This is a genomic window from Roseibium sp. MMSF_3412 (assembly GCF_030733265.1).
Taxonomy (GTDB): domain Bacteria; phylum Pseudomonadota; class Alphaproteobacteria; order Rhizobiales; family Stappiaceae; genus Roseibium.
Window position 1 is genome coordinate 51,974 of record NZ_JASHJI010000018.1, and the last position, 24,410, is coordinate 76,383.

At 56.2% G+C, this 24,410-nt stretch carries 19 protein-coding genes; 9 read left to right on the forward strand and 10 right to left on the reverse strand.

The genetic code is table 11. The features are described 5' to 3' along the window. Positions 1-21 precede the first annotated feature (21 nt). Complete coding sequence (locus tag RBB49_RS23785; RefSeq protein WP_306145401.1) at positions 22-1,218, forward strand: glycosyltransferase; 1,197 nt, start codon at positions 22-24, stop codon at positions 1,216-1,218. Between the two features lie 39 nt (positions 1,219-1,257). On the opposite strand, the gene RBB49_RS23790 is transcribed toward RBB49_RS23785, so the two are convergent. After that, positions 1,258-2,517, reverse strand: a complete 1,260-nt coding sequence (locus tag RBB49_RS23790; protein WP_306145402.1) for a glycosyltransferase family 4 protein — start codon at positions 2,515-2,517, stop codon at positions 1,258-1,260. Positions 2,518-2,786: 269 nt separating this feature from the next. Here RBB49_RS23790 and xrtD point away from each other — a divergent pair, with 269 nt between their 5' ends. Continuing rightward, entirely contained in the window at positions 2,787-4,397 is a 1,611-nt protein-coding gene (xrtD, locus tag RBB49_RS23795; protein WP_306145403.1) for a VPLPA-CTERM-specific exosortase XrtD, read from the forward strand. A gap of 75 nt (positions 4,398-4,472) precedes the next feature. Continuing rightward, positions 4,473-4,790 carry a hypothetical protein gene (locus RBB49_RS23800; RefSeq protein ID WP_306145404.1) on the forward strand — a complete coding sequence of 106 codons (318 nt, stop codon included), beginning with the start codon at positions 4,473-4,475 and terminating at the stop codon, positions 4,788-4,790. Between the two features lie 801 nt (positions 4,791-5,591). Here RBB49_RS23800 and RBB49_RS23805 read toward each other — a convergent pair. From RBB49_RS23805 to RBB49_RS23820, 4 genes are all read right to left on the reverse strand, one after another. Continuing rightward, complete coding sequence (locus tag RBB49_RS23805; protein WP_306145405.1) at positions 5,592-6,479, reverse strand: ExeA family protein; 888 nt, start codon at positions 6,477-6,479, stop codon at positions 5,592-5,594. Between the two features lie 375 nt (positions 6,480-6,854). Further along, positions 6,855-7,556 carry a VPLPA-CTERM sorting domain-containing protein gene (locus RBB49_RS23810; protein WP_306145406.1) on the reverse strand — a complete coding sequence of 234 codons (702 nt, stop codon included), beginning with the start codon at positions 7,554-7,556 and terminating at the stop codon, positions 6,855-6,857. Positions 7,557-7,849: 293 nt separating this feature from the next. Beyond that, positions 7,850-8,695, reverse strand: a complete 846-nt coding sequence (locus tag RBB49_RS23815) for a CpsD/CapB family tyrosine-protein kinase (protein ID WP_306145407.1) — start codon at positions 8,693-8,695, stop codon at positions 7,850-7,852. Positions 8,696-8,726: 31 nt separating this feature from the next. Continuing rightward, a complete protein-coding gene (locus RBB49_RS23820; RefSeq protein WP_306145408.1) occupies positions 8,727-9,782 on the reverse strand; it encodes a hypothetical protein in 1,056 nt (351 codons plus the stop codon). Between the two features lie 25 nt (positions 9,783-9,807). Between RBB49_RS23820 and RBB49_RS23825 the strand changes: the two genes are divergently transcribed. Next, positions 9,808-10,155 carry a hypothetical protein gene (locus RBB49_RS23825; RefSeq protein WP_306145409.1) on the forward strand — a complete coding sequence of 116 codons (348 nt, stop codon included), beginning with the start codon at positions 9,808-9,810 and terminating at the stop codon, positions 10,153-10,155. 167 nt (positions 10,156-10,322) lie between these two features. Here the strand turns inward: RBB49_RS23825 and RBB49_RS23830 are convergent, their stop codons facing one another. Next, a complete protein-coding gene (locus tag RBB49_RS23830) occupies positions 10,323-12,770 on the reverse strand; it encodes a tetratricopeptide repeat protein (protein WP_306145410.1) in 2,448 nt (815 codons plus the stop codon). Positions 12,771-13,593: 823 nt separating this feature from the next. Next, positions 13,594-14,247: an NADPH-dependent FMN reductase gene (locus tag RBB49_RS23835; protein ID WP_306145411.1), complete on the reverse strand. Its 654-nt coding sequence runs from the start codon at positions 14,245-14,247 to the stop codon at positions 13,594-13,596. A gap of 429 nt (positions 14,248-14,676) precedes the next feature. Here RBB49_RS23835 and RBB49_RS23840 point away from each other — a divergent pair, with 429 nt between their 5' ends. The 5 genes from RBB49_RS23840 to RBB49_RS23860 all read left to right on the forward strand — a co-directional run bounded on the left by RBB49_RS23840 (position 14,677) and on the right by RBB49_RS23860 (position 19,791). Further along, positions 14,677-15,930, forward strand: a complete 1,254-nt coding sequence (locus RBB49_RS23840; protein ID WP_306145412.1) for an ABC transporter substrate-binding protein — start codon at positions 14,677-14,679, stop codon at positions 15,928-15,930. Between the two features lie 68 nt (positions 15,931-15,998). Further along, the gene (locus RBB49_RS23845; RefSeq protein ID WP_306145413.1) at positions 15,999-16,913 is read left to right on the forward strand and encodes a carbohydrate ABC transporter permease; all 915 of its coding nucleotides are present in this window, start codon (positions 15,999-16,001) and stop codon (positions 16,911-16,913) included. A gap of 12 nt (positions 16,914-16,925) precedes the next feature. Beyond that, a complete protein-coding gene (locus RBB49_RS23850) occupies positions 16,926-17,765 on the forward strand; it encodes a carbohydrate ABC transporter permease (RefSeq protein ID WP_306145414.1) in 840 nt (279 codons plus the stop codon). Further along, complete coding sequence (locus tag RBB49_RS23855; protein ID WP_306145415.1) at positions 17,762-18,796, forward strand: Gfo/Idh/MocA family protein; 1,035 nt, start codon at positions 17,762-17,764, stop codon at positions 18,794-18,796. Before RBB49_RS23850 ends, RBB49_RS23855 begins: the two co-directional genes overlap by 4 nt. After that, positions 18,793-19,791 (forward strand): ABC transporter ATP-binding protein, encoded by a 999-nt coding sequence (locus tag RBB49_RS23860; RefSeq protein WP_306145416.1) that lies wholly within the window; start codon positions 18,793-18,795, stop codon positions 19,789-19,791. Before RBB49_RS23855 ends, RBB49_RS23860 begins: the two co-directional genes overlap by 4 nt. A 76-nt stretch (positions 19,792-19,867) precedes the next feature. Here RBB49_RS23860 and RBB49_RS23865 read toward each other — a convergent pair whose 3' ends face one another. The 3 genes from RBB49_RS23865 to RBB49_RS23875 form a co-directional block, all read right to left on the reverse strand. Then, a complete protein-coding gene (locus tag RBB49_RS23865; protein ID WP_306145417.1) occupies positions 19,868-20,467 on the reverse strand; it encodes an RNA polymerase sigma factor in 600 nt (199 codons plus the stop codon). 533 nt (positions 20,468-21,000) lie between these two features. Next, complete coding sequence (locus tag RBB49_RS23870) at positions 21,001-22,743, reverse strand: calcium-binding protein (protein ID WP_306145418.1); 1,743 nt, start codon at positions 22,741-22,743, stop codon at positions 21,001-21,003. A gap of 232 nt (positions 22,744-22,975) precedes the next feature. Next, entirely contained in the window at positions 22,976-24,409 is a 1,434-nt protein-coding gene (locus tag RBB49_RS23875) for an NAD(P)(+) transhydrogenase (Re/Si-specific) subunit beta (RefSeq protein ID WP_306145419.1), read from the reverse strand. Position 24,410: the final 1 nt, after the last annotated feature.

A 24,410-nucleotide genomic window follows, 5' to 3' on the forward strand; every position in this document is an offset into this window, starting at 1 on the left:
TTGAACCAAGGGAACTCTGTGATGCCGAAGGTGATTGTGCACATTTCGGGCGACTACCCGGATCGCATTCAGGCGGGAAAAACAAAGGCTGTCAGCAGTCTCGTCGATGCTGTCCGCGACACCTTCGACCAAAAAATCTATTCCATAAACCGAACAACTCCATCCGCGTTCGCCGTTGCAGGGAAGCTGTCGCGCAACCCCGTACGGCCGCGTTTCGACATGCAGTTCGAGCCCGAAGACGAAGACGTCACGGCGATCCGGTATGGTGGGTTGCAAGGTGGCCTTTACATGGAATCCGCTCTTTTGAATGTGGCAGATCGCATTGCAGAGGACCTGACACGACGCGGCATAAAACCTGACTTCATTCATGCGCACAAACTGACCATCGAGGGTCTGATCGCGGAAAGACTCAGCAGCATTTTTGACTGCCCTTATGCGATTTCAATCCAGGTGAACACGGACCGGAAAATCCTGAAGTTTCGCCCCGACCTTCGAAAGAGCTTCCGCCGCATCTACCACGCTGCGGCGCTTGTCTTTCCTTTTTCCGTTGTCGGGCAGCGCGTGTGTGACGCCGAACTCGGAATGCGCGGCGGCCCGACGATCCTTCTGCCGTGTACATCCCCTGAAGACCGGATCATCGCTCCGAAGATTGCAAATCCACGCCTTGCATCCGTCTTTCACCTCAAGGACTATCGCAACAAGAATGTCCTCGCACTGATCAAGGCGAGCGCTTCACTGCAAGAGAGGCATCAAGACTATTCCTTCCACCTGTACGGAGGTGGCTCGGCAGAAGACGAAAATGAAATCGACACGCTGATTGCAGACAACAAGGCGACCTCATTCGAACGCAAGGGTCCGATTGCGCACGAAGAGGTCCAGGCAATGCTCAACGGAATGTGCGGTTTCGCCATGGTTTCAAAGCGGGAGACGTTCGGGATGGTCTTCCTGGAAGCGTTGCTCGCCGGCTGCCCTGTCGTTTTTCCGAAAGACTGGGCGATTGACGGATTTTTCGACGACGCCGATTTTGCCCTCGGCGCGTCCGCAAGTGATTTTCCGGCAATTGAGGCCGCAATGGACAAGCTGATTGTTGATCAGCACGCATTGAAGCAGGAGTTGGCGAATTGGCAGGAGACCGGGAAACTTGCCGCGTTCCAGAGGGAGAGTGTCGTGGAGACGTATCGGAAAGCGGTGACAGAAACCCTTTCCGTCCCGGCATAGCGTTGCGGTGGTCTGCGGTTTGCCAGTCTGCCGCGGCAATTACTGCGACAGGCTGACCGAACCCTCGATTTTCGCCGGTGCCTTCGGTTGCAGGAGCGTCCTGTAGGCATCAAGCATGGAGTGTTTCTCGATATCCCAGTGGAATTCCCGCTGCGCCCGGTCGGAGGCGTAGGCGGACATCTTTGCGCGTTTCTCCGGGTCGGCAAGAAGCTCCATCATACCCTGAGCGAGGCCTTCCGGTGTGCGGTCGGGCACAATGTGCGCTGCTTCCCCGGCGTCGATTTTTGCCTGCTCCAGGTCGAATTGTACAAACGGCATGCCGAGCGCCATATACTCGAACACCTTGTTCATCGAAAGCTTGTCGTTGCACACGTTGGGCGGATCGGGGATGACGCCAATATCACAAGCCGACAGCTTCTGGAGCAGGGGTTCGCCCGACATATAGCCCGTGAACTCGATATGGTCAGTCAGTTTCAGCTCCGCCGACATTTCGCGCAGCCTGTCATAGTCGGGCCCGTCGCCGATGATCACGCAACCGATATCGTCGCGTCCCTGAACATTCACGATGTGGTCCATAGCGCGAACGAGATATTCAACGCCGTCCTGTTCGGCCATGATGCCGACATATCCTGCCAGGAAACGCCGGCCGCGCTTGGCGTTCTCATCGGGCTGGGTTCGCTTGAACCGTTCGATGTCCGGAAAGCTCCTGACAACCCAAACCTTTTCAGGCGGCATCTTGCCGGTGTCGATCGCCCGGCCCTTGAGCGTTTCATTCGTTGCCAGACTGCCGTCCGCCAGCTTGAAGGTACACTTTTCAAAGAAAGTCAGCAGGCGGTGAAAGAAGCCTTTCTTACCGAATTTTACCTCGTAAAGCTCCGGATTGATGTCGTGCTGGTCGAAAAGGAATTTTTTCCCGAAAAACAGTTTGTGAAACAGCGCCACGAGAAAGATGAGATCAGGCGGGTTGCACGCATGGATCACGTCGAAGCCGTGACGGCGCAGTACCTTTATCGAAAGACGCATCTCATGAAACAAGGCAGCGGAATACTCCGCGAGGTAACCAAGCGCGCCAGAAGCTTCCAGCGGCAGGTTGTGCCGATAGATATGGATTCCGTCGAGCGTTTCCTCGAAGGACGTATGCTTTTTGCCGGTCGGGCAAATAACGGAAACCTCGTAACCAGCTTCACGCAGGGCAGTTGCCTCCTGCCACACGCGGCGGTCGAAGGGTACTGGAAGATTCTCGACGATAATCAGGACTTTGCCGGCCACAGGCAGTGGTTTGCTGTTTGGTTCAGCCAACGATCCAACTCCTCGACGTGCAATTCAATATAAAAATCATGCCTGATATAGGGCGAACTTGATCACAAGGTCAAACGGAACCTGCACAAAAACAAACCAGATCCTTCGTTAAGATTAATTCGTCTTTTTTTTTAGTAAAATTTGCATGATCTGCGCATTTTCACCAATAATTTAGTTACAAAAAGGCGCAGGATATGGGATTAAATACCCCAAGATTTTAAGTGCGGCCGGTTTGTTGGCCGAAGCGTCGATTTTGAACGGAACCATTCATGACTGCCGATATTCGTAACGACAATACCGTGGTGCCGAGTGACATTCTTTCGCTCACAAAGCGCGCAATTCCCTGGATCATCGTCGCTTCTCTGGGAGCGGCAGCGTTTTTCTGGGATGGACTGATTTCCCTTGGTGCGGCTTGGTCGCGGCCGGAGTACAGCTACGGCCCCCTGGTTCCCCTGATCACGCTCTACATGACGCTTCTGGAGATCCATCGTCATCCGGTCAAGCCTGATCACGGCAGCCGAATTGTAGGTATGGCGGTCTTTGTGCTGGCGCTTCTCGTGGGGCTTTTGGGCAACCTGGTCGAGATCCCGGATATCATCACCTACGGCTTCATTCTTTATGTCGGCGCATTCATTCTGTTGCTTGCGGGAACCCGGGAAGGCTTCAGGTTCTGGCCCGGTTGGTTGCATCTGATCTTCATGCTGCCCCTGCCGCAGTTCGTCTATCTCAGTGTCTCGACCCATCTTCAGGCCGTTTCTGCCGAAATCGGGGTCGCCGTCATTCAGTTGATGGGAATTCCGGTATTGCTTGACGGTACCGTGATCGACCTTGGCGAATACAAACTGCTTGTCGCAGAGGCCTGCAGCGGCTTGCGCTACCTGTTTCCGCTGTTCAGCTTTGGCTGGCTGATGGCCGTTCTTTACAACGGTCCCAACTGGCACCGGGTGCTGATTTTCTTCGCGACGATCCCGGTCACGATCCTTATGAACTCCTTCAGGGTCGGAATGATCGGCGTCCTCGTCAATCACTTCGGTATCGAGCATGCCGAGGGCTTCATTCACTATTTCGAAGGCTGGGTGATCTTCATCTCCTGTACGGTCATCCTGTACATGCTTGCCTGGGTGCTTTCGCGCTATTTCTCATTCGGGCGCGAACGTCCGAAATACATTATCGGAATGGATTACGAGGGCGTTCTCGGTCCGCTCAAGAAGTTTCCTTCGGTCAATGCGGGAAAAGCCTTCATTGCAGCTTCGATCATCGCATTGGTCGCAGGCGTGGCGTGGCAGTTGACGCCGGCACCGTCCCCCACCTCGATCAACCGTCTGCCGCTTGGCATTTTCCCGATGCATGTCGACAACTGGCAGGGCAGGGCGACAATCCTCGACAGGGATATCGAGCAAGTACTGGGTGCGGATGAATATCTCCTGGCCGACTACAACTTCGAGAACACAAACGTCAATCTGCTGATGACGTTCTACAAGTCGCAAACCAACGGCTCGGGTATTCACTCGCCGGAAATCTGCTTGCCTGGTGGCGGATGGGAAGTGTCGAAGTGGGAGCAGAAAACGGTCACCGTCGGAGCGGGCGACCAGGCAAAATCCATGAAGGTCAACCGCGCGATCATCCAGCTCGGACTGCAACGCCAACTCGTCTATTTCTGGTTTGAGCAACGCGGCAAGCAGATCACCAATGACTTTGAAGCGAAGTTTGTGTCCATGTGGGATACCTTCTCAGAAGGACGCTCTGATGGCGGCCTCGTCCGGGTCGTCACACCGATCGCTCCAGGTGAGGACGTGAACAACGCTGATGATCGTCTGCAGTCATTTCTTGAGGGTGTCGTCCCCATGCTGCCGGCGTATTTCCCGGGCATCGAGGCTTGAACCTCAGACAGTAACGACGGCGATCTGCCGAGCGGCCGCACCCTTGATTAAACCGGGGTAGCGGCCGTTTTTCTTTTGTTTGCTGAGTGCGGGCGCGCAACGCGGGCGAACCGGGCGACGAAGCACCGTGAACCCGCCCTGGTTTCCGATGAGTACACTGCGCAGGCGGTTGCAGAGCAGCTGCACATCGGCACGGCGCTCGGATTGTGCAACTGTCCCGGCACACCGGACGATGGGCTGACACCCATTCCTGCGCCGGAGAAAACCCGTCCGGAAAGAGACTTCCAGGCTGCTTTCGGCGCAGAGCGCGCAGATCCCGGAAACAAGGGTTACAGACCACATACGGCCCGGAAGATCGCTGCCTCTTACGGACACATGCCCGGATCCTCGTGACGGTTATAAGCCGCCGAGGCGGTCTAGGGTACGGACTCCTAAATGAAGTCAATTTGGTTTGGATCGTTTTGACCAGCTGCGAGGAGCGAAAGCGCAGGAAATGTGGTTCATTTTCAAGCCTTTCGCGACGCTGCAGATGGCTGAAACGGCCAAATCCGGTGGACGGCAAAATGGCCTCACCTCGCAGCGTCACCGCGCTTGACCGGGCATAAAGCCCGCTCTACTCACGCTTTCTCGCGAGATTTTGCCATTTCTGCCGCCAAATCGGCTTCATTTATGGGTCCGTACCCTAGAGCTCTTTCCGGCCAATTTGGATCACCTGGCTGAGGACATCGGTGTAGTCGGGTCAGCGGATCCCGAAGCGCGATGCAGTGCATCGTTCAAGCGGCACACCGCAGCCGATGGGCCGGGCATCCTCACCCGTTTCGGAACGCATTCATGCGAGAACCATCTAGATTGGCCGGAACAACCCCTGGAGCGCGAATAGCTTCTATCGGGCAGCCTGCGGTGCGCTCGTCAAGGCTCTCCCGGTGGTTCGCGGCGCCTTGGGCATTGATGTGCGGGAAAGAAATCGGTGATGGGCAGCTTGTCGCCGTGGTTGCCCGTCAGGGAAAACCGCGGAGCGATTGCCACGCGCGGTCTGCCAATACCAACTGTTACGAAGCTTCGATGCGCTTGTGTTTCGGCGCTTATCTGAACGCTGCGGAGCCAAAAGCCGGGAAGAGGCGATGCGGCACGCCTCCCGAACCCATCAGCCATTGCCGATGCTGTCGCTTCAGTTCCCCAGCAGGTAGATCTGGTCTACTGCTGAAGCGCCAGGTCCGGCTGCATCGTGAACACACCGAACCGCCGTTTGTCGTCAAGCACACGCTTGACGATGTCGGGAGTGATCTCTTCCGCCTCGGTGGCGAACCCGTAGAGCAGGGCGGTGTCGCAAATCGTGTTAATGAGGCGCGGTGTGCCTTGCGTCGCATAATAGATCAGGTCGCAAGCGCCCGGCGTAAACAGCGGCCGCTTGGCACCGGCGACTTTCAGCCTGTGCGCAATGTAGCTGGATACTTCCTGTTGCTCGAGGAACGACAGGTGAAAATCAGACGTGACGCGCTGAACGAATTGTCTGAGGCTGGGTGCCGCCAACAGCGTTTTCAACTCGGGCTGCCCGCTCAGGACGATTTGCAGCAGCTCCCGGTTATGCGTGTTAATGTTGGAGAGCATCCGCAGCTCTTCAAGCGTCTCAGAACCCAGGTTCTGTGCTTCGTCGACAATCAGAACGGTCCTGCGGCCCTGCTCATACTCCTCGATCAGGAAATCCCTGAACTGCTTGTAGAGTTTGACGTGGGAGTCGGTGTCGAATTCCTGGTCGAAGGCCATCAGAACCCATTGCAGGAGTTCTCCGCCACCGCCGGTGTTCGACAGGAGACCGACACGAACATCGCCAGGGAGTTTGCTCAGGAGATGCTGGATGAGCGTTGTCTTGCCAGCACCGACTTCTCCGGTGATTACGGTAAAGCCGGCATGATTGACTATACCGTACTCCAGCATCGCGAACGCCATGCTATGCGGACCGGCCCAGTATATGAAGCGCGGGTCCGGTACCAGCGCGAATGGCTTCGTCAAGAGACCGTAATACGGCTCGTACATCATCGACCCCGAGGTACGTGACTGTTCAAATGTTTCGTCGTGTTGCATCGTTCACTATCGGTAAAATAGCAACATATTATTAATTTTGGACGCCGCTTATCTTACCGTTTCACTCTGTTGCCAATAACCAATTTTTTCGCACATTTTCAAGCTATTACTTGAAAAACCGTAAATACATCAATGCGTCTTTCTAGCACATTTTGACGGACCGTTACTAGATAAACTTTGCGTTGAACGCCAATTCTGGGCGCGCTTGCCTTAACGCTAAGGTAGTAATCAATTGCGGCCAAAAGGTAGCAGGTTTCCGCCTGAAATTTGAGCCACGATTTGGTTACAAGTTGTGCACTCCCGGCACAGATTGAGCCTATGGACTAAGCTGGCCGGAAGCTGCAAGCCGCGCTTGAGCGTTGCGCAGGACCGCATTCAGACCTTCTTGCGCCGTTGTGCGAGATAGAAACCGGCAAGACCACAACCCAGCAGGAGGCCGGCTGCCGGCAACGGGACCGGTGTCACGCTCACGAGGTTTTGGCTGTACTTGCTGTTGTTGCGACCGTAACCGAGCGACTCGTAGTAGTCGATATTGTAGGATTGCGTAACGGCGCCGCCGAGGTTGCCGAGAAACGTGTTCGCAAAGTTTCGCGCATCCGTGTTGGTTGTCGACTTGAAGTTGCCGTTCTTGACGTCGAAGTTACCGCTTTTCTCGTAGATGAGTTCCCACAATGCAAGCTGAAACCCTGCGGACTGGTTGTTGTTGTTCAGGTCAAGGCTCGAGTAGGTTGTCTCAAAGAGGCTCTTGATATTGGTCTTTTGAGTCTCGCTGAATGTGAACGTGTTGGTGAAAGGCGTGCTTGTGACCTGATAAAGTCCCTTGAGCGAAAGATTGTGGGCAATGTCGACGCACCAGGCGATGATGTCGGCAGCGCCCGTATTCAGACGGAAGCCACCGGCAGTCACGCGCTGGTTGACCATGGGGTCACCGTTATTGATGATCCGGAGCGACTTGCGTCCGCCGCCGTCAAACACGCTGTTGGGATTGGTCTTCGTGAGCGCAATCGGGGCGGAAAGCGCCATGCTCGTACCGGCGAGCAAGATCGCGAGGGCTGAAAAGGCTGCTTTGAAATTCATAACTCAGGGGCCTCATGTCAAATTCAAAGTTGCATCAAATTTTATATAAACCCGCTTATCATTCGCTGCGTAATGCGGCAAGTTAAAGCGTGTCTTTGAACGGTGAATATTGAGAGTAAGGTTACTATTGATGCGAAAAATATTAAAATTAATGGTAAAAATATAAATTTTTATTTGTTTTATTGGTGAGTTCTTAAGGTAAACGGGTGTGATAAGCTGGTTTTAGTCGCGTGCTCGCTTGTTCCGGGAGCTCTCAAGAGTCCTGAAACGGCAACATCTTCTGTCTGCGGACGTCAGTAGTAGTAGTCTTCAGTCTGGGCGTCTTCGCACTTGTTGAGAACGATCCCGAGAAGTTTGTCCAACTCGCTGATCTGCAGTTCACACTCGTCGACTTCTTCCGTCGTGGTCGTCCCGGAGGCAACCACCAGCAAGGACGTGTCCACCCTCGGCAAAAACCCAAGCGCATCGTCACTGCTCTTCATCGGCGGCAAATCGAACAGCACAACCTCGGGCGCCAGTTCCTTGTCGATGAACCTGAAAAGATCAAGCATGCGTGGCGCTTGAAGCAATTCTGAGGAAGCCGGGGTATGGCCGCTGTTCAGTCCGAGGACAAGGTTCGGGTCAACCTGAACGAAGCAATCGCGCGCTTCTTCCGCTCTGCCGAGAAGGTATTGCGCTATCGAGCGATCAGGCTCGATATTCAGGGTCGGGGCAATCGACGGACGCCGAAGATCGAGGTCAACGACCACGGTCTTGAGCCCAGGGTTGCGCGACAGGCTGAACGCCAGATTGAGCGTCACCATTGTCTTGCCGCAACCTGGCGTCGGAGAGGTAATCGCAAGAGATTTCCACTTGTTGTCCGACAGGGCCTGCCGGACGCGCGTACGCAGGAGATTGAATGCGATATGGTTCGGATCGTCCATTGACTTTGAAACGATCCGCTTCTTTTCCAGGTGATTGTTGTCTATCTCGACCTGGCGAAGTGGCTTTGGTTCTACCTTTTCGGCAACAGTCACTTCTTCGGCTTTTCGAGCCACAAACGGCGAGGCCGGTTTTTGTACTGGAGTGACCGGCGCGGTTTCAAAAGCCTCCCCGTCGGTGACGCCCGCCTTCTTTAGCGCACTCTTGATGTGTTCCACGTTGCAGACTCCAACTTTTCTTTCAGTGCGCTCAGGGTTTCATGAAAGCCGGCAGGAACGGCTCAACCTTCAGCCATACTCTATCCGCCAGCAGTTCGAGCGGTGTGACATAGAGATGCACAATTAACGAGACGGCCACAATACCAAGCAGAACAATGCAAACGATTAATAGACGCCGCAAATTTTTGCGGATGCGCTCTCGTCTGGTCGTCACATACGGGATCACCGCGATCGGCCGCAGCTTGAGCCGCCGCTCCAGATCCCCTGCGGTTCTGACGCTTTTGTCCAGGAATTCGAGAAGCAACACAAGGGCAGCGCCGACCGCCATCGCGCCACCGCCGCCTGCTGCAACGATCGCAATCCTGTCGGGCTTGGTGGGAGCGTCGGGAATCGTCGCCTGCTCGAGGACTTCAAAGCGTTCCGCCTGTCTGTCCTGCTCAAGCCTCTCGCCGATCTCCGCATCTGTAAGCTTGGTTTTGGTTTGGCTGTATTCGTCGCGCAAAAGCTCATAACTGCGAAGCAGCGAGGCAAGTTCAACCTCAACCGAGGGGGTATTCGCAATACTGGTCTGAAGTTCACCAGCTCTTCTTTCGAAGTTGGCCTTTTGCGTCTCCAGCAATTTCAGACGGGTCGCCGGATCTGCAGAGAAGCCCTGTTGTGCCATCTGAGCTTTGATCGAAGCGATTTCAAGTTCCGACTGTGCGATCGACCGGTCGAGATCATCTATCGTTCGCTGTGCGACAAACCCTTTTTCAAGCAGCGGTGTCAAAAGTTCGCGGCGTTCCACGAACGCATCGTAATTCAGTTCCTGGGATTGAAGCCGGAATGCAAGCTGCTGTTCATTGCCGCTTACAGCGTTGTTCGCGCCGTTCGCCGCCTGCTCAGCCAATATAATCTGCTGATCCAGCAGCTCGATCTGGGACGTGAGTTCCGAAAGCTTTTCTCGCCTGACGCCGATGGTATCGGGCAGCGATGCTTCATTGTCCCGCTTGTACGCGGCAATGCGCTCTTCCGACGCCAGCAACTCGTTTTCGAGAGTGGCCAGCTGTTGCTTGAAAAATTCGCTTGTTTCAGCGGCCCGGTTCAATCGCGTCTCAAGGTTCTGAGACAGAATGCTGCTTACCAGCTGGTTTGCAACACGCGAAGCGGCTCTTGGGTTCGTGTATTGGAACGAGATCTCAAAGCCGACGATCTGCCTGTTGTTGCGCGATCTGGACACGGCGATCTGCTGTATCGAAATCGCGTTGCGCATTGCGTCGACGATCTGTGTCGGAGACAGCGCAGGAACGCTATCGCTGTACAGGGAATATTCGGAAGCAATACTCAGCAGATTGTTTCTGGCCAGCAGGCGCTGTTCGATGACTTTCAGGCGTTCGCTCGCATCGGCATTGACCGTCGTGGAAGCCAGTTCGGTCGGGATGCGCTGGGATTCGATCAGAATGACGGACTTGGACTCATAGGTCGGCGGCAGATAATACGCCACGCCAACCGCTACCGCAAAAATCACCAATGCGGGCGCCAGGAAATACATGTAGCGACGGCGAATTACAGAAGTAATTACGCCAAGGTTAAAACTATGTTCCATCGATCTTGAACCACATTTAATTTTGCGAACCGGCGATACGCTCTATTCGGTTTCAGCCGCCGGACGAGGTTGTTTCAGGCGTTCCAGTGTTTGTCTGGCCAATTCCTGATCTTCTTCTGTCATAAGTGTCTTAAGAACCAATGCACGCTCGAGCACATCGATTGCGTCCTGGGTCTGGTCCAGCGCTGCCAGCGTCATTCCGTAATGGTATTGCGCAAGGCCCATGTTGGACAGTCCTTCCGCGGATGCTCTCAAAAGGGGCAGAGCAGAGGAATAGTCATTCTTCAGGTAGTAGATCCAGCCCAGTGTGTCCTTGTACTGCGGCACTTCGGATGTTCTGAAACGTTGTGCGATCTCGAGCGCGCGCTCAAGCGAGGCCTCGTCACCGCGACGCTCGGAGAGCAGGCTTGCCAAATCGTTGGCTACAATCGTCGAACTCGGATCGGCCTCGAACATTTTTTCGTAGACGGCGATGGCTTCGTCGAAGCGTTCCATGCGCTGCAACACTGTCGTCAGCATCAATTGAAGTGCGGTGCTCGCTTCGTCCTTTTCAAGGCCCGCCAGAATTGCTTCCTCGGCTTTTTGAGGTTGCGATGACGCAAGGTAAAACTGGGCGAGGGCAGTGTCACCGGAGGCGTCGCTGTTGTCGGCAGCTGCCAGTTTGAAGGCTTCCTCGGCCTTGTCACGTTCGCCATTCGACATATGCACTGCGCCGAGTAGCAAACGGGCCTGAACGTTGTCGGGTGCGCTCTCAAGTTCGGACTGCAGCCTTTCCAGAGCCTTTTCCTGCTGACCTGACCGGACATAGGCGCGAACGAGTTCTGGAAGAAGCTCCTGGTTTTCTTTGCTTGAGGCCATCGACTCCTCGAGAAAATCCAGGTTTTCTTCGTGCTTTTGTTGTCCGCCAAGCGCTGCTGCCGTGATTTTGTCCGCAAAACGGGCATTGTTTTGATTGTCCGAGTTGCGGAGAAGTTCAGCGATTTGCTGTGCGCCCACGAAGTCGCGCTTCGCGAGTTTCTGTTGGGCAAGCAGCGACAGCACTTCGTGGTTCGTCGGATCCTGTTCGCGTATGGCCTCTAGAATACGTTCTGCTTGCTCGGCTTTGCCGTGACGAAAAAGGTACCGCACCATGGGAAGTCCAGCGGTCGCGGACTGGTTGTCGAGCGCGAATGCCTTGGCAAACTCCTCTTCAGCCAGAATGGACGAACCGTTGCGCTCGTGTGCTTCGGCAAGCAGAAGTCGCAGCCGGGCGTCATTCGGAGCCTCGTTGAGAGCAACAAGAATGTCGTCGGCAGCACCTGCATTGTCGCTGTTCGAAAGCTTGATAGCAGCACGCAATCGAAGCGCCTCGACATTTTTGGAGTCGACGTCGAGCGTTTCGGAAACATAGGCTTCGGATTGCTCGATCTCGCCGGTCTCAAACAGCATTGCAGCGAGCAAAAGACGCGCTCTTGTCTTTTCCTCTGTCCCGGTTGCTTCGGCCAGAACGGACTGCATGTAGTCAATGGCTTGCTGCTCATTCCCGGTGGAGAAATTCAGCTGCGTCAGCGCTGCCTGGAGCGGATGCGGATCGCCGCCGCCTTCCTTGCGCGCCTCGATCAGTGTTTCGAGTTCATTCCTGGCGGCATCCTGGCCTTTTTGCGACAAGACAAATGATACCAGCCGCATTTGAGCTGCGTCATCATCCTGCTTGTCTTTCGCAAGCTGTCTCATAACACGTTCAGCGTCTGCCGGACGGTCCTTGCTCATGTACCATTGAGCCCAAGCAATGCCGAACTGAGGCTTGTCGGGAAAACGTTTCACCATCTCGGCCATCTGGGCTTCGATCTTCACGTCATCGCCGAGGCTGTCGAGAGCGGAAATCTTCAGAACCTGCAACCCGACGTTATCAAGACCGCTTTCGGGCGCTTTTTCCAGGATGGCGACAGCCCCCGCGGGATCGTCTGAGAGCAGTCGCGCGGAAGCGAGAACGATATACGCATCTTCCAGATCGGCATTCTGCTTGATGGCTTCGTTTGCCAGTCTTTCCGCCTCATCCGGATTGCCGGATCTCAACTCGAGCGTCGCTTTTGCAACAACAACTTCCGGCGCGTCCGCAGCGATCGCAAGTGCTTCGTCAAGAAACTTGCGGGCATGTTCGGCCTGGTTGGCGGCCAGAAGCATGTAGACCAGCTTCAGCCGCGCGGGCACATGGCCCTCCGACTGCTCGGCCACGCTGTTGTAAATTCTGAACGCAGACTGGATTTCGCCTTGTTGTTCCTGGATCTCCCCAAACGCAAACAAAGCATCAACGTGGTCTGATTTGAGTTTCAGGGCATTCCGGAATTCCAGACTCGCCTTTGTAAGTTCACCCTCCTCAACAAGCTCCAAACCGCGCTTGTAGTGGTTTTCCGCTCTTTCTTCCGAAGAGCTGCAGCCGACCAGAAATATTAGGCCGAAAATCGTCACAAAATTAGCGACTGCCTGCTTGAAACGCGGCGTCGAAGTCATGAAAATTGCTCCTGCAAACTGCCGTACCATTGCAACACTAAAATAGGCCTTCGTTTGTTAAATTTCGAGGCACATTTTTCTTGTAATTATCTTAAGGTTAAATCGTGATCTTATAAAGACCATAAGTCTTTCTACTGAAAGGAACAACGCAGAAGGAAGCTGCTCCGGCGATCGGGAGCGCTGTCGCCTTGTTTCAACTATTCGTGTGGTGATCTTGGCCTGCGGAAAAATGCTGCATAAATCGCGTGTGCACACAAGTTGTGCGGAAACCTCGTTGCGCAATGTCATCTGCCTGTGGGTTCGATTGAATTTTCAATCTTGTGTTTTCGATTTTCATTGGTTGGGTGTAGTTCCGCCGATCCGACATTGCGGTGTTTTCGTCATGTCGGTCCAACGTTTCGCGCCTTCTGGAAAAACACGGTCAGCGCCATCACCGACACTGTCAGTGGCCATGCTATCGCCGAAAGGCAAGCCAGTGTGAGTGACACCCCGTTTCCGCGGCCGGTCTCCGACAGTTCCATCGCGCTCAAGGTGAAAAAAGCAAACGCGACTGCGCAATACAAAAGAAAAACGAACCCTAAAAACAAAACCATTGTCAAATCCTGCAAGTTAGCCACGCAATGCATGTGGCTAATGCGCCAACTTGGTTAACAGTTTAATACTTTCGCGCAAAAATAGCAAAGGCCGGAAGCCGGCATCACGAAGTTTCTACCGGGATGAAAGCGCGCCGGTCTGCGGCCTTTTCGGGGCACTCTGAACGGAAAACCCGGAGTTGTCCGGTGGCTGTCTCCGGAAAGCGCGCCTGCTGCTTTCCTGCAATGGATCAGCCCGGAGCATTTCGTTGCGATGGCGACCTGGTGAAGGCTGCCGGCTTTTCGGTGCCGTCCATGCCGCGTTGGCGTCCGGCCGCTTCCGCCCACCAGAGAAGCTGTTTCACCGTCCGGTCGAGATAACCGTTCCAGCTGTCGGATTCGGTGCCCTCAAGATAGGCCCCCATTGGGTCGAAAACCTCTTGAGCCCTGGGAACGTGAATCATCGCCGAGACGGGGAGGCAGCCCAGTTCGGCCAGATATGTGCGCATGTTGACCGCAGCTCTTGCGCCGCCCCATTGCCCGGCTGAGTAGGTCACGATTGCACTGGGCTTGTAGGAGAAAAGCGAAGTGCCGAAGTGGTTCAGGAGATGCGCGAGTGCCGGTGACATGGAATGATTGTATTCCGGGCTCACCATGACATAGCCATCCGCGGCTTCAATCTGGCGGGCAACAAGCTCAAGCGCCTGTGGCGCCTTGCCCTTTGCGTATGAAAACTGCGGCTTGAACGGGGTCGGAAGCTCGATCTTGAGCGGGTCGACAAAGTCGTGAGACGCGCCGTTTGCTGCCAGCCGGAGCGCGCAGGCTCTTGCGACCCGTTCGCCAAGGCGCGCCGGATGAGGCGGTGTGCTGTCTCGTTCCGAGCCGATGAACACCAGGAATGTCATGCGAAGCCACCATGTTGGTCTTGTGCATGGATCTTAAAAGACCGCTACAGGAAAATGAACGGAAAACCGCCCGCATCGGCGCACGGTTTCAGGAAATCGAAGTGTTAACCGCGTAATACCTTTGCAATGCCTTTGGTCGCCGCAACGTGCTTGCAAAGGCTGGCAAATGCGGGTCTGGGCCGCCCATTTCGTAAAAATATGCAGAATTTCCCGAAGGGAAAACTTAACAGTCGACAAATGGTATTAAATAGGTATTATATTTCCAGCGGCTGACGGGAGGGCCTTGCCCGGGTGTCGAATCTGCAGAGGGCGCGAGGGCAGGCTGGCGCCGGATTTTGACCGGATATGGCAGGGCAGGGTGTTTTGCTTCCTTTCGTCGGACCGGATCGAACAAGAAGAAACCAACGTTTGAAAACAGGGAACAGCGCAATGACACGTAAGTTACTCTCCTTGGCCCTGGTCGGTACGGCCCTTGCAACAAACAGCGCTTTTGCGGAAGACGTCACGTTGACGATCGAAAGCTGGCGGAACGACGATCTGGCTCTTTGGCAGGAAAAGATCATCCCGGCATTTGAAGCGGCCCACCCCGGAATCAAGGTCAACTTCTCGCCGTCCGCACCGACCGAGTACAATGCAGCCTTGAACTCCAAGCTGGATGCGGGCTCGGCGGGCGACCTGATCACCTGCCGTCCGTTTGACGCTTCTCTTGCCCTGTTCGATGCAGGCCACCTTGTCGACCTCGACGACATGGAAGCCATGAACAATTTCTCCGACGTCGCCAAGGCCGCCTGGCAGTCGGATGATGGATCGGCGAGCTTTTGTGTTCCCATGGCCTCCGTGATCCACGGGTTCATCTACAACAAGGATGCATTCAACGAGCTTGGAGTTTCCGTGCCGGCGACGGAAGAAGAGTTCTTCGCGGTCCTGGAAAAGTTCAAGGAAGACGGCAACTATATCCCGATGGCCATGGGCACCAATGACCAGTGGGAAGCCGCCACGATGGGCTACAACAACATCGGCCCGAACTACTGGAAGGGTGAAGAGGGGCGCAATGCGCTCATCCGGGGTGAGCAGAAGCTGACCGACGAACAGTGGGTCGCGCCCTATGCGACGCTTGCGAAGTGGGGTCCGTATCTCGGTGACGGCTACGAGGCCCAGACCTATCCGGACAGCCAGAACCTGTTCACGCTCGGCCGGGCCGCGATCTACCCTGCAGGAAGTTGGGAAATCTCAGGCTTCAACAGCCAGGCCGATTTTGAAATGGGTGCATTCAAGCCCCCGGTCCGGAACGCCGGCGACACGTGCTACATTTCCGACCACACCGACATCGGCATCGGCATGAACGCGGCGACCGAACATCCCGAAGCGGCGAAGACATTCCTCGCCTGGGTGGCTTCGCCGGAATTCGCCGGGATTTTCGGCAACGCCCTGCCGGGCTTCTTCCCGCTGTCGAAAACACCGGTTGACCTGGAAGACCCGCTCGCCAAGGAATTTGTCGGCTGGCGCGATGAGTGCGAAAGCACGATCCGCTCAACCTACCAGATCCTGTCGCGCGGCACGCCGAACCTGGAAAACGAGACCTGGGGTGCATCCGTCGCTGCCATCAAGGGCACAGAGACACCCGAGGCGCTCGGCCAGAAGCTGCAGGACGGTCTTGCCAGCTGGTACGACAAGCACAAGTAAGCCGCTTCACTGAAAATCAAACCCGGACGGGGCAGGCCTCGTCCGGGAGGCCCTGACCGGAGCTTCGAATGAGCAAGCCGCGCTTTCGATGGCATATCGTCGTGTTTCTGGCCCCTGCGGTCCTCGTCTACACGGCCGTCATGATCTTCCCGCTTTTCAACACGTTACGCCTTGCTCTTTACAGCAAGATCGAGCAGGAACGCGTGTTTGTCGGGCTGCAGAACTTCACGACGCTGTTCGGCGATCCCATCTGGGCGGACCAGTTCTGGAACGCGTTGGGCAACAATTTCTGGTTCTTTCTGATCCATATGCTGGTGCAGAACCCGATCGGTATTGCGCTCGCTGCCATGCTCTCTCATCCAAGGCTCCGGTTCGCGGCCTTCTACCGCTCTGCAATCTTCATCCCGACGATCCTGTCCTTCGTGATTGTCGGATTTGCCTGGAAACTGATCCTGTCGCCCATCTGGGGGATCGCTCCGTCGATGCTCGATGCCGTCGGCCTGAAATCGCTCTACGCACCCTGGCTGGGCAAGGAGGAATATGCGCTGACGACCCTGTCGCTGATCTCCGTCTGGCAATTCATCGGCATTCCGATGATGCTCATCTATGCAGCGTTGCTCTCCATTCCCGAGGAAATTCTCGAGGCGGGCGAGATCGACGGAATTACCGGCATGTCCGCCTTCTGGAAAATCAAGCTTCCGCTGATCCTGCCGTCGATCGGCATCATTTCGATCCTGACCTTCGTCGGCAACTTCAACGCCTTCGACCTGATCTATGCGGCGCAAGGAGCGCTGGCTGGTCCCGATTTCTCAACGGATATCCTCGGCACCTTCCTTTACCGGACGTTCTTCGGTTTCCAGCTGCAACTCGGCGACCCTTACATGGGATCGGCGATCGCCAGTGCGATGTTCGGGATCATCCTTGTGGGCGTGTGCATCTATCTCTTCGGCATCCAGACGCGGATGCGCAGATACCAGCTGTAGGGGGAGGGACCGATGAACAAGGCACGCTCCAATCCGATCAACACTGCCGCAATGCACGGTGCACTGATCCTGTACACGCTGATCGCTCTCTTTCCGGTCTTCGTGATCCTGATCAACAGTTTCAAGAACCGGAAGGCGATCTTCCGGGAACCGCTGGCCCTTCCCAGTGCCGACAGCTTCTCCATGATCGGCTACCAGACGGTGATGAAGCAGGGGGACTTCTTCCTCTACTTCCAGAACTCCATGATCGTCACAGTCGTTTCGCTGTTTTTCATTCTGCTCTTCGGTGCCATGGCTGCCTTCGCACTTAGCGAGTACAGGTTCCGCGGCAACATGCTGATGGGTCTCTACCTCGCGCTCGGGATCATGATTCCGATCCGGATCGGAACCGTCGCCATCCTGGAGATGATGGTGGCCACGGGGCTGGTCAACACGCTTACGGCCCTCATTCTGGTCTATACCGCACAGGGGCTGCCGCTCGCCGTGTTCATTCTTTCCGAATTCATGCGCCAGGTTTCCGACGACCTGAAGAATGCCGGCCGCATCGACGGGCTTTCCGAATATACGATCTTCTTCCGCCTGGTCCTGCCGCTGGTGCGTCCGGCCATGGCGACAGTCGCCGTCTTCAACATGATCCCGATCTGGAACGATCTCTGGTTCCCGCTCATTCTGGCACCTGCCGAGGAAACCAAGACGCTGACGCTGGGCAGCCAGGTCTTTATCGGTCAGTTCGTGACCAACTGGAACGCGGTCCTGTCGGCGCTCAGCATGGCAATCCTGCCGGTTCTCATTCTTTACGTGATCTTCTCGCGTCAGCTTATTCGCGGCATCACTTCAGGAGCGGTCAAATGATACGTGTCTTGATTGCAGGCCTTGGCAATATGGGGCTCTCGCACGCATTGGCCCACCACAGGAACGGGGCATCGGAGATTGTCGGACTGGTCAACCGGTCCGGTGCGGTCGATCATCCGGAACTGTCCGGCTATCCGGTGTTCAACGACTATGGTGTCGCACTGGAAAAGACATCTCCCGATCTCGTGGTGATTGCCACCTATTCCGACAGCCATGCGGACTACGCGGTCGCGGCCATGTATGCCGGAGCACATGTCTTTGTCGAAAAACCTCTCGCAACAACGGTTGAAGACGCCAGACGCGTGGTTGAATGTGCGCAGGAGACGCACAAGAAACTTGTTGTCGGCTACATCCTTCGGCACCACCCTTCATGGATGAGACTGATCGAGGAAGCCCGTGCACTTGGCGGTCCCTATGTTTTCCGCATGAACCTCAACCAGCAAAGCTCCGGCGCGGAGTGGGAAACCCACAAGGCGCTGATGCAAACAACGGCACCGATCGTTGATTGCGGCGTGCACTATGTCGATGTCTGGTGCCAGATCACCGATGCCAGGCCGGTCAAGGTCAACGGCATGGGACTTCGGCTCTCCGACGAAATCGCGCCTGACATGTACAATTACGGCCAGTTCCAGGTGATTTTCGACGATGGGTCCGTCGGCTGGTACGAAGCCGGCTGGGGCCCGATGATGTCGGAGACCGCATTCTTCGTGAAAGACGTCGTTTCGCCCGCCGGATCCGTTTCCATCGTGGAAGGCAACAAGGGTGCGTCTGCCGATGTGGACGGACACACCAAGGTCGGCGGCCTGCTGGTTCATCGCCCGGAAGGCGACAGGACCGTTGATCTCCCCGGCGAGCCCGGCCACCAGGAACTGTGTGACGCGGAGCAGGCTTACGTCCTCAGGGCCATTACCGAAAATTTGGATCTTTCCCGGCACATGCAGGACGCGGTGAGTTCACTGGCGATTTGCATCGCGGCGGATGAAAGCGTCCGCACGGGTCAACCCGTTTCATTGAAGGAGCCAACGTCATGACGGCGCTCACGCTCAAGAACGTCAACAAGTCCTTCGGATCCGTTCACGTGCTCAAGGATGTCAATCTGGAGGTCGAGGAGGGCGAATTCGTCGTTTTTGTCGGACCGTCCGGGTGTGGCAAGTCGACATTGCTGCGTGTCATTGCCGGTTTGGAGGACGTCACGTCGGGCGACATTCAAATCGGCGGTGAACAAGTAAATTTCACACCACCCTCAAAACGCGGCATTGCAATGGTGTTCCAGAGCTATGCGCTCTATCCGCACCTGAATGTGAGGGGCAACATGTCGCTTGCCCTGAAACAGGAGCGCCAGTCCAAGGACGTGATCGATCAACGCATTGCCGAAGCAACGCGCATGCTCAATCTGGAAGACTATCTCGACAGGTACCCGTCCGAGCTTTCCGGAGGTCAGCGCCAGCGGGTTGCCATCGGCCGTGCGATTGTGCGTCATCCGAAACTGTTCCTGTTCGACGAACCGCTGTCGAACCTTGATGCCGCGCTCCGGATGAACACGCGTCTGGAGATCGCCAACCTGCACAGGCAACTGGAAGCGTCGATGATCTACGTGACCCACGACCAGTCCGAAGCGATGACGCTGGCGGACAAGATTGTCGTGCTGCGCGACGGCTATGTGGAACAGATCGGCAGCCCGATGGAGCTTTACAACAACCCGGTCAACAAGTTCGTTGCGGGTTTCCTTGGATCGCCTGCCATGAATTTCCTGCCCGCAGGCCTTTTGAGCGAAGGCGACGAGCGTACGCTGGGGGTGCGCCCGGAGGATCTTTTCCTGTCCGAAAGCGGCGGGCTTCAGGCGCGGGTGGAACATGTCGAGCATCTGGGCGGCGATACCAACGTGATCGCGATGGTCAAGGGGCACCAGGTCACCGCACGGCTTTTCGGCCAACACGCCATCGAGCCGGGCAGGGAACTGGACCTGGCGATTTCCGAAGGCAAATCCTACTATTTTGACGCTGCGGGCGACCGGTTGAGCGCGTAAAATCGGGATCGGATCCCGACCGAAGGACTGACGTTCAGAAGAGAAATGCCGGTTGCAACCGATCGGGCAGGCTGCGTCAGGCCGCGCGGCGCAAGGGTGGCTGTGTGGCGTTTTCGCGCAGCAGATGCCGCAACTGTTCTTTCGCGCGAAGGAGGCGCGTCTTGACCGTGCCCACCGGACATCCGAGCATCTGCGCGATTTCGGAATGGATGTAGCCCTGAAAGTAAGTGAGTTCGATCACCGCTCGCAATTCCGGCTTCAACCGGTCCAGCGCCCTGAAGATGTCGCGCCTTTGGAGCACCGAGGCAGCCATGTCCCGCGTGTCGCTTATCGTGCAGGTATCGATATCCATATCCAGATGACGACGGGCAAGCTGCCGGCGCTTCTTCTTCGCGATCCGGTAGGCGATACCGAACATCCAGGTCGACACCTTCGAGCGCATCTGAAAACTTCCGGACGAGCGCCAGATGACCAGGAACGTGTCATTGGCCACTTCCTCTGCCGCCGCGTGATCGCCTGTGACCCGCTGCGCGAAAGACATGAGTTTCATGAAATGTCTTCGATGTATTGCCTTGAAAGCCTGCGCGTCGCCCTTCGTCACAGCTGTCAGAAGCTGAAAGTCATCCGGTGGGCTGGTGCGCGGGATGTCGTCTGGAGATGAACCGGTCTTTTCCATCACAGCTGTCGAACCTCAGGCAAGAAGAGGGCGTTCGCCGGTCATGCAAGGCACCGGCGTTCACGAATTTCTGTCGTTAAAGATCTGATGTTCCCGGACCTTCCGAAGAACATGCACAGATGATGACGGACGGTCGGTGCGTACGCTTATGACGGGCGTCACAACCAAAAGATGGCCAGTTGGGTAGGCGCACCTGTCCGGTGCCGGACCGGTTTTCGCTCCGGGCTACGGCATACGGTTGACTGGATTTGCCGAAACGGATCTCGCGACGCAGTTCACAATAATTGATGTTGTCATTCCGGCTGAAGCGCAGCGGAATGCCGGAACCCAGTAACCACCAGGTTCTCCTCAATCGTGTTGCCTTTGGACACTGGGAATACTGGTTCCCGGTCTTGCCGCTGACACGGCAAACCGGGAAGACAAAGCCGGAGAGCAGCGGGCCAGATCCTGGAAAATATCTGTTTGCGACAGGGCAAAAAAGATCCCGCCGGCCCTGAGACCGGCGGGAAATGGGAAGATGCCTGGCGTATGATTTATGCGAACAGGAAGGCGTCGGTGCTGAAGTCTTCCACCGTTGCGTTTTCGAAGGTCACAAGCTTGCCGCTAACGTCAAGTTGCACATCATCACCAATCTGCGTGAGCTGGTCCACGAGATCGGCTGCCGTCAACCCGGCATCGGTCACGAACAAGAGACTGTCGACGCCGATTTCAAAGTCGGTAATGACTTTCACACCCGTGTCGTCCTGCGTGAAAACGAACGTGTCGGCGCCAGCGCCGCCGGTGAGAATGTCGAGGCCAGACCCGCTCTGGATCACGTTGTCCTGATCATCGCCGGAGATGACATCGTTGAAGTCGGTGCCAATGACGTTCTCGAAATTGACGGCGGTGGAGCTATCGCCCAACGTGCCTGCATTGAGGTCGACGTCGACGCCTTCGGAAGCGCGCGACAGGTCAAGCGTGTCGATGCCGTCGCCGCCATCGAGATCGAGTTCAATTTCCTCCAGAACGTTGTCAACGATCTGTGCAGCGTCGTCGCCGCCGCCGAAATTGGTTTCAAGAACCTCCGTGTTCCGGATGTCGAGCTGGAACAGGCCGTTGACCGCCTGGTCGTTCAATTCGACACGCGCGAATTGCACACCCTCCGGGGTCACCGAGAATTCGGCAACATCCTTGTTCTGAAGATCGTCATTGACGAGATCTGTGTTGAAATTGACCTGGACGCGGTCATGGTCCGCCCCGCCATCCATCAGGTCCGAACCGTCGCCGTTGTTCCACACGAGCAGGTCGTCGCCGTCTTCACCGAAGACGAAGTCATTTCCCTTGTTGGCGACGAGAATGTCGTTGCCGCCGCCGCCATAGATGGTGTCGACGCCGCCAAGCCCGGAAATGACATTATCCTGGTCGTCGCCGGCAATCTTGTCGTCGAACTCTGTGCCAATGACGTTCTCGAAGTTGACCGCCTTGGAACCATCGACGGTACCGGCGGCAAGATCGACATTGACGGCGTCGGCGGCTCTGGAGAAATCGAGCGTGTCGATGCCGTCGCCGCCATCGAGATCGAGCTTGATTTCATCAAGTACGTTATCGACGATCTGCGCAGTGTCGTCGCCGCCGCCGAAATTGGTTTCCAGAACTTCGGTTTTGCGAATATCGAGCTGGAACAGACCGTTGATATTCTGGTCGTTCAGCTCAACTCGCGCGAACTGAACGCCGTCAGGCGTGACGGAGAATTCGGCGACATCCTTGTTCTGCAGATCGTCATTGACGAGATCGGTGTTGAAATTGACCTGAACGCGGTCATAGCCGCGCCCGCCATTCATGAGATCGGAGCCGTCGCCATTGTTCCAGACCAGAAGGTCGTCGCCGGCACCGCCGAACATGCGGTCGTCGCCCTTGTTGCCGACAAGACGGTCGTAGCCCTTGCCGCCGCGCAACGTGTCTTCGCCGTCACCGCCGTTCAGGTTGTCATTGCCGTGGCCACCGGAAATCTTGTCATTGCCGGTGCCTCCAAAGGCAAGGTCATTACCGAAACCGCCAAAGATCTTGTCGTTGCCCTTGCCGCCGAACATCAGGTCGTGGCCGAAACCGCCAAAGATCTTGTCATTGCCGTGACCGCCGAAAAGGAAGTCGTTTCCAAAGCCGCCGAAAATCTTGTCATTGCCGCCATTGCCGAAAATGAAATCGGACGCGAAGCCACCAAAGAGAAGCTCTCCCTTGTCGGAGCCATTTATTAACTGGGGCCGGAAGAAATTGAGAAAGGAATAAAGGAAGCTCATTGCAGATCTCCTGTCGTTTGAAACACACCATCTGCGCCCGCCTGAAACGGCGGCTTCAATTCAAGCTGTAAAAAAGTCACGCGCTGGTGTTCCCGCTGATGCGAGTATCTCTGGGTGCCCTTGGTGCTCAAAAAGGTTCGAAAAAAATCACCTGGCCGCGTTTTTTTGAGCAAGGCACAAAAAAACCGCCCGTGTTTCCCCGGGCGGTCTTTGAGACACTATGCGCGAAAGCTTACTCGATCATGGTGAGCAGCTTGTCGAGGCTGGCCTTGGCGTCGCCGTAATACATGCGGGTGTTTTCCTTGTAGAACAGCGGGTTTTCGATACCGGAATAACCGGTGCCCTGACCGCGTTTGGAAACAAACACCTGCTTGGCTTTCCAGACTTCCAGAACCGGCATGCCGGCGATCGGCGAATTCGGGTCCTCCTGTGCCGCCGGATTGACGATGTCGTTGGAGCCGATGACGATGGCCACATCCGTTTCCGGGAAGTCCTCATTGATCTCGTCCATTTCAAGAACGATGTCGTAAGGCACTTTTGCTTCAGCCAGAAGCACGTTCATGTGTCCGGGCAGGCGGCCGGCAACCGGGTGGATCGCGAAGCGGACATTCTTGCCCTTGGCGCGCAGGCGCTTGGTGAGTTCGCTGACAGACTGCTGCGCCTGCGCAACGGCCATGCCGTAGCCCGGTACGATGATGACGTTGTCGGCATCATCAAGCGCAGCCGCGACACCATCCGCATCGATGGCGATCTGTTCGCCTTCGACTTCCATGGCCGGTCCGGCCGTGTTGCCGAAGCCGCCGAGAATGACGGAGATGAACGAGCGGTTCATGGCCTTGCACATGATGTAGGACAGGATCGCACCGGACGAGCCGACGAGAGCGCCGACGACGATCAGGAGGTCATTGCCGAGCGAGAAGCCGATGGCCGCCGCCGCCCAGCCCGAATAGCTGTTCAGCATGGAGACGACCACGGGCATGTCCGCACCGCCAATACCCATGATCAGATGGTAGCCGATGAAGAAGGCCAGCAGCGTCATCAGGATCAGCGTCCAGATCCCGGCTCCGCTCAGGAACAGGATCAGTAGCAGGAAGGACAGGATGGCTGCGCCTGCATTGAGCGCATGTCCGCCCGGCAGTTTTTCCGCCTTGGACGTGATCTTGCCCGCAAGCTTGCCGAAGGCGACGACGGAGCCGGTAAAGGTGACGGCACCAATGAAGACACCGAGGAAAACCTCGACCTTCAGGATCGCCTGTTCGGCGCTGGTTTTCTTGGCAAGCAGGGCCGCAAATCCTTCCAGTGCCTTGCGCTCCTCTTCGCTCATCGCAAGCACGCGGCCAAGTTCGATATAGGCGTTGAAGCCGACGAACACGGCTGCGAGACCGACGAGCGAATGCATCGCGGCGACAAGCTGCGGCATTTCCGTCATCTGGACACGTTGGGCGACAAAGTAGCCGATGACACCACCGGCTGCGATCAGCAGCAGCGACAGAAGCCAGAGACCTGAACCAGGGCCGATGAGCGTGGCGACGACGGCGAGTGCCATGCCGGCAATGCCGTACCAGACGGCGCGCTTTGCGCTTTCTTCACCCGAGAGACCCCCGAGAGAGAGAATGAAAAGAACAGCCGCAACCACGTAGACGGCAGTGGTGAAACCGAATTCCATG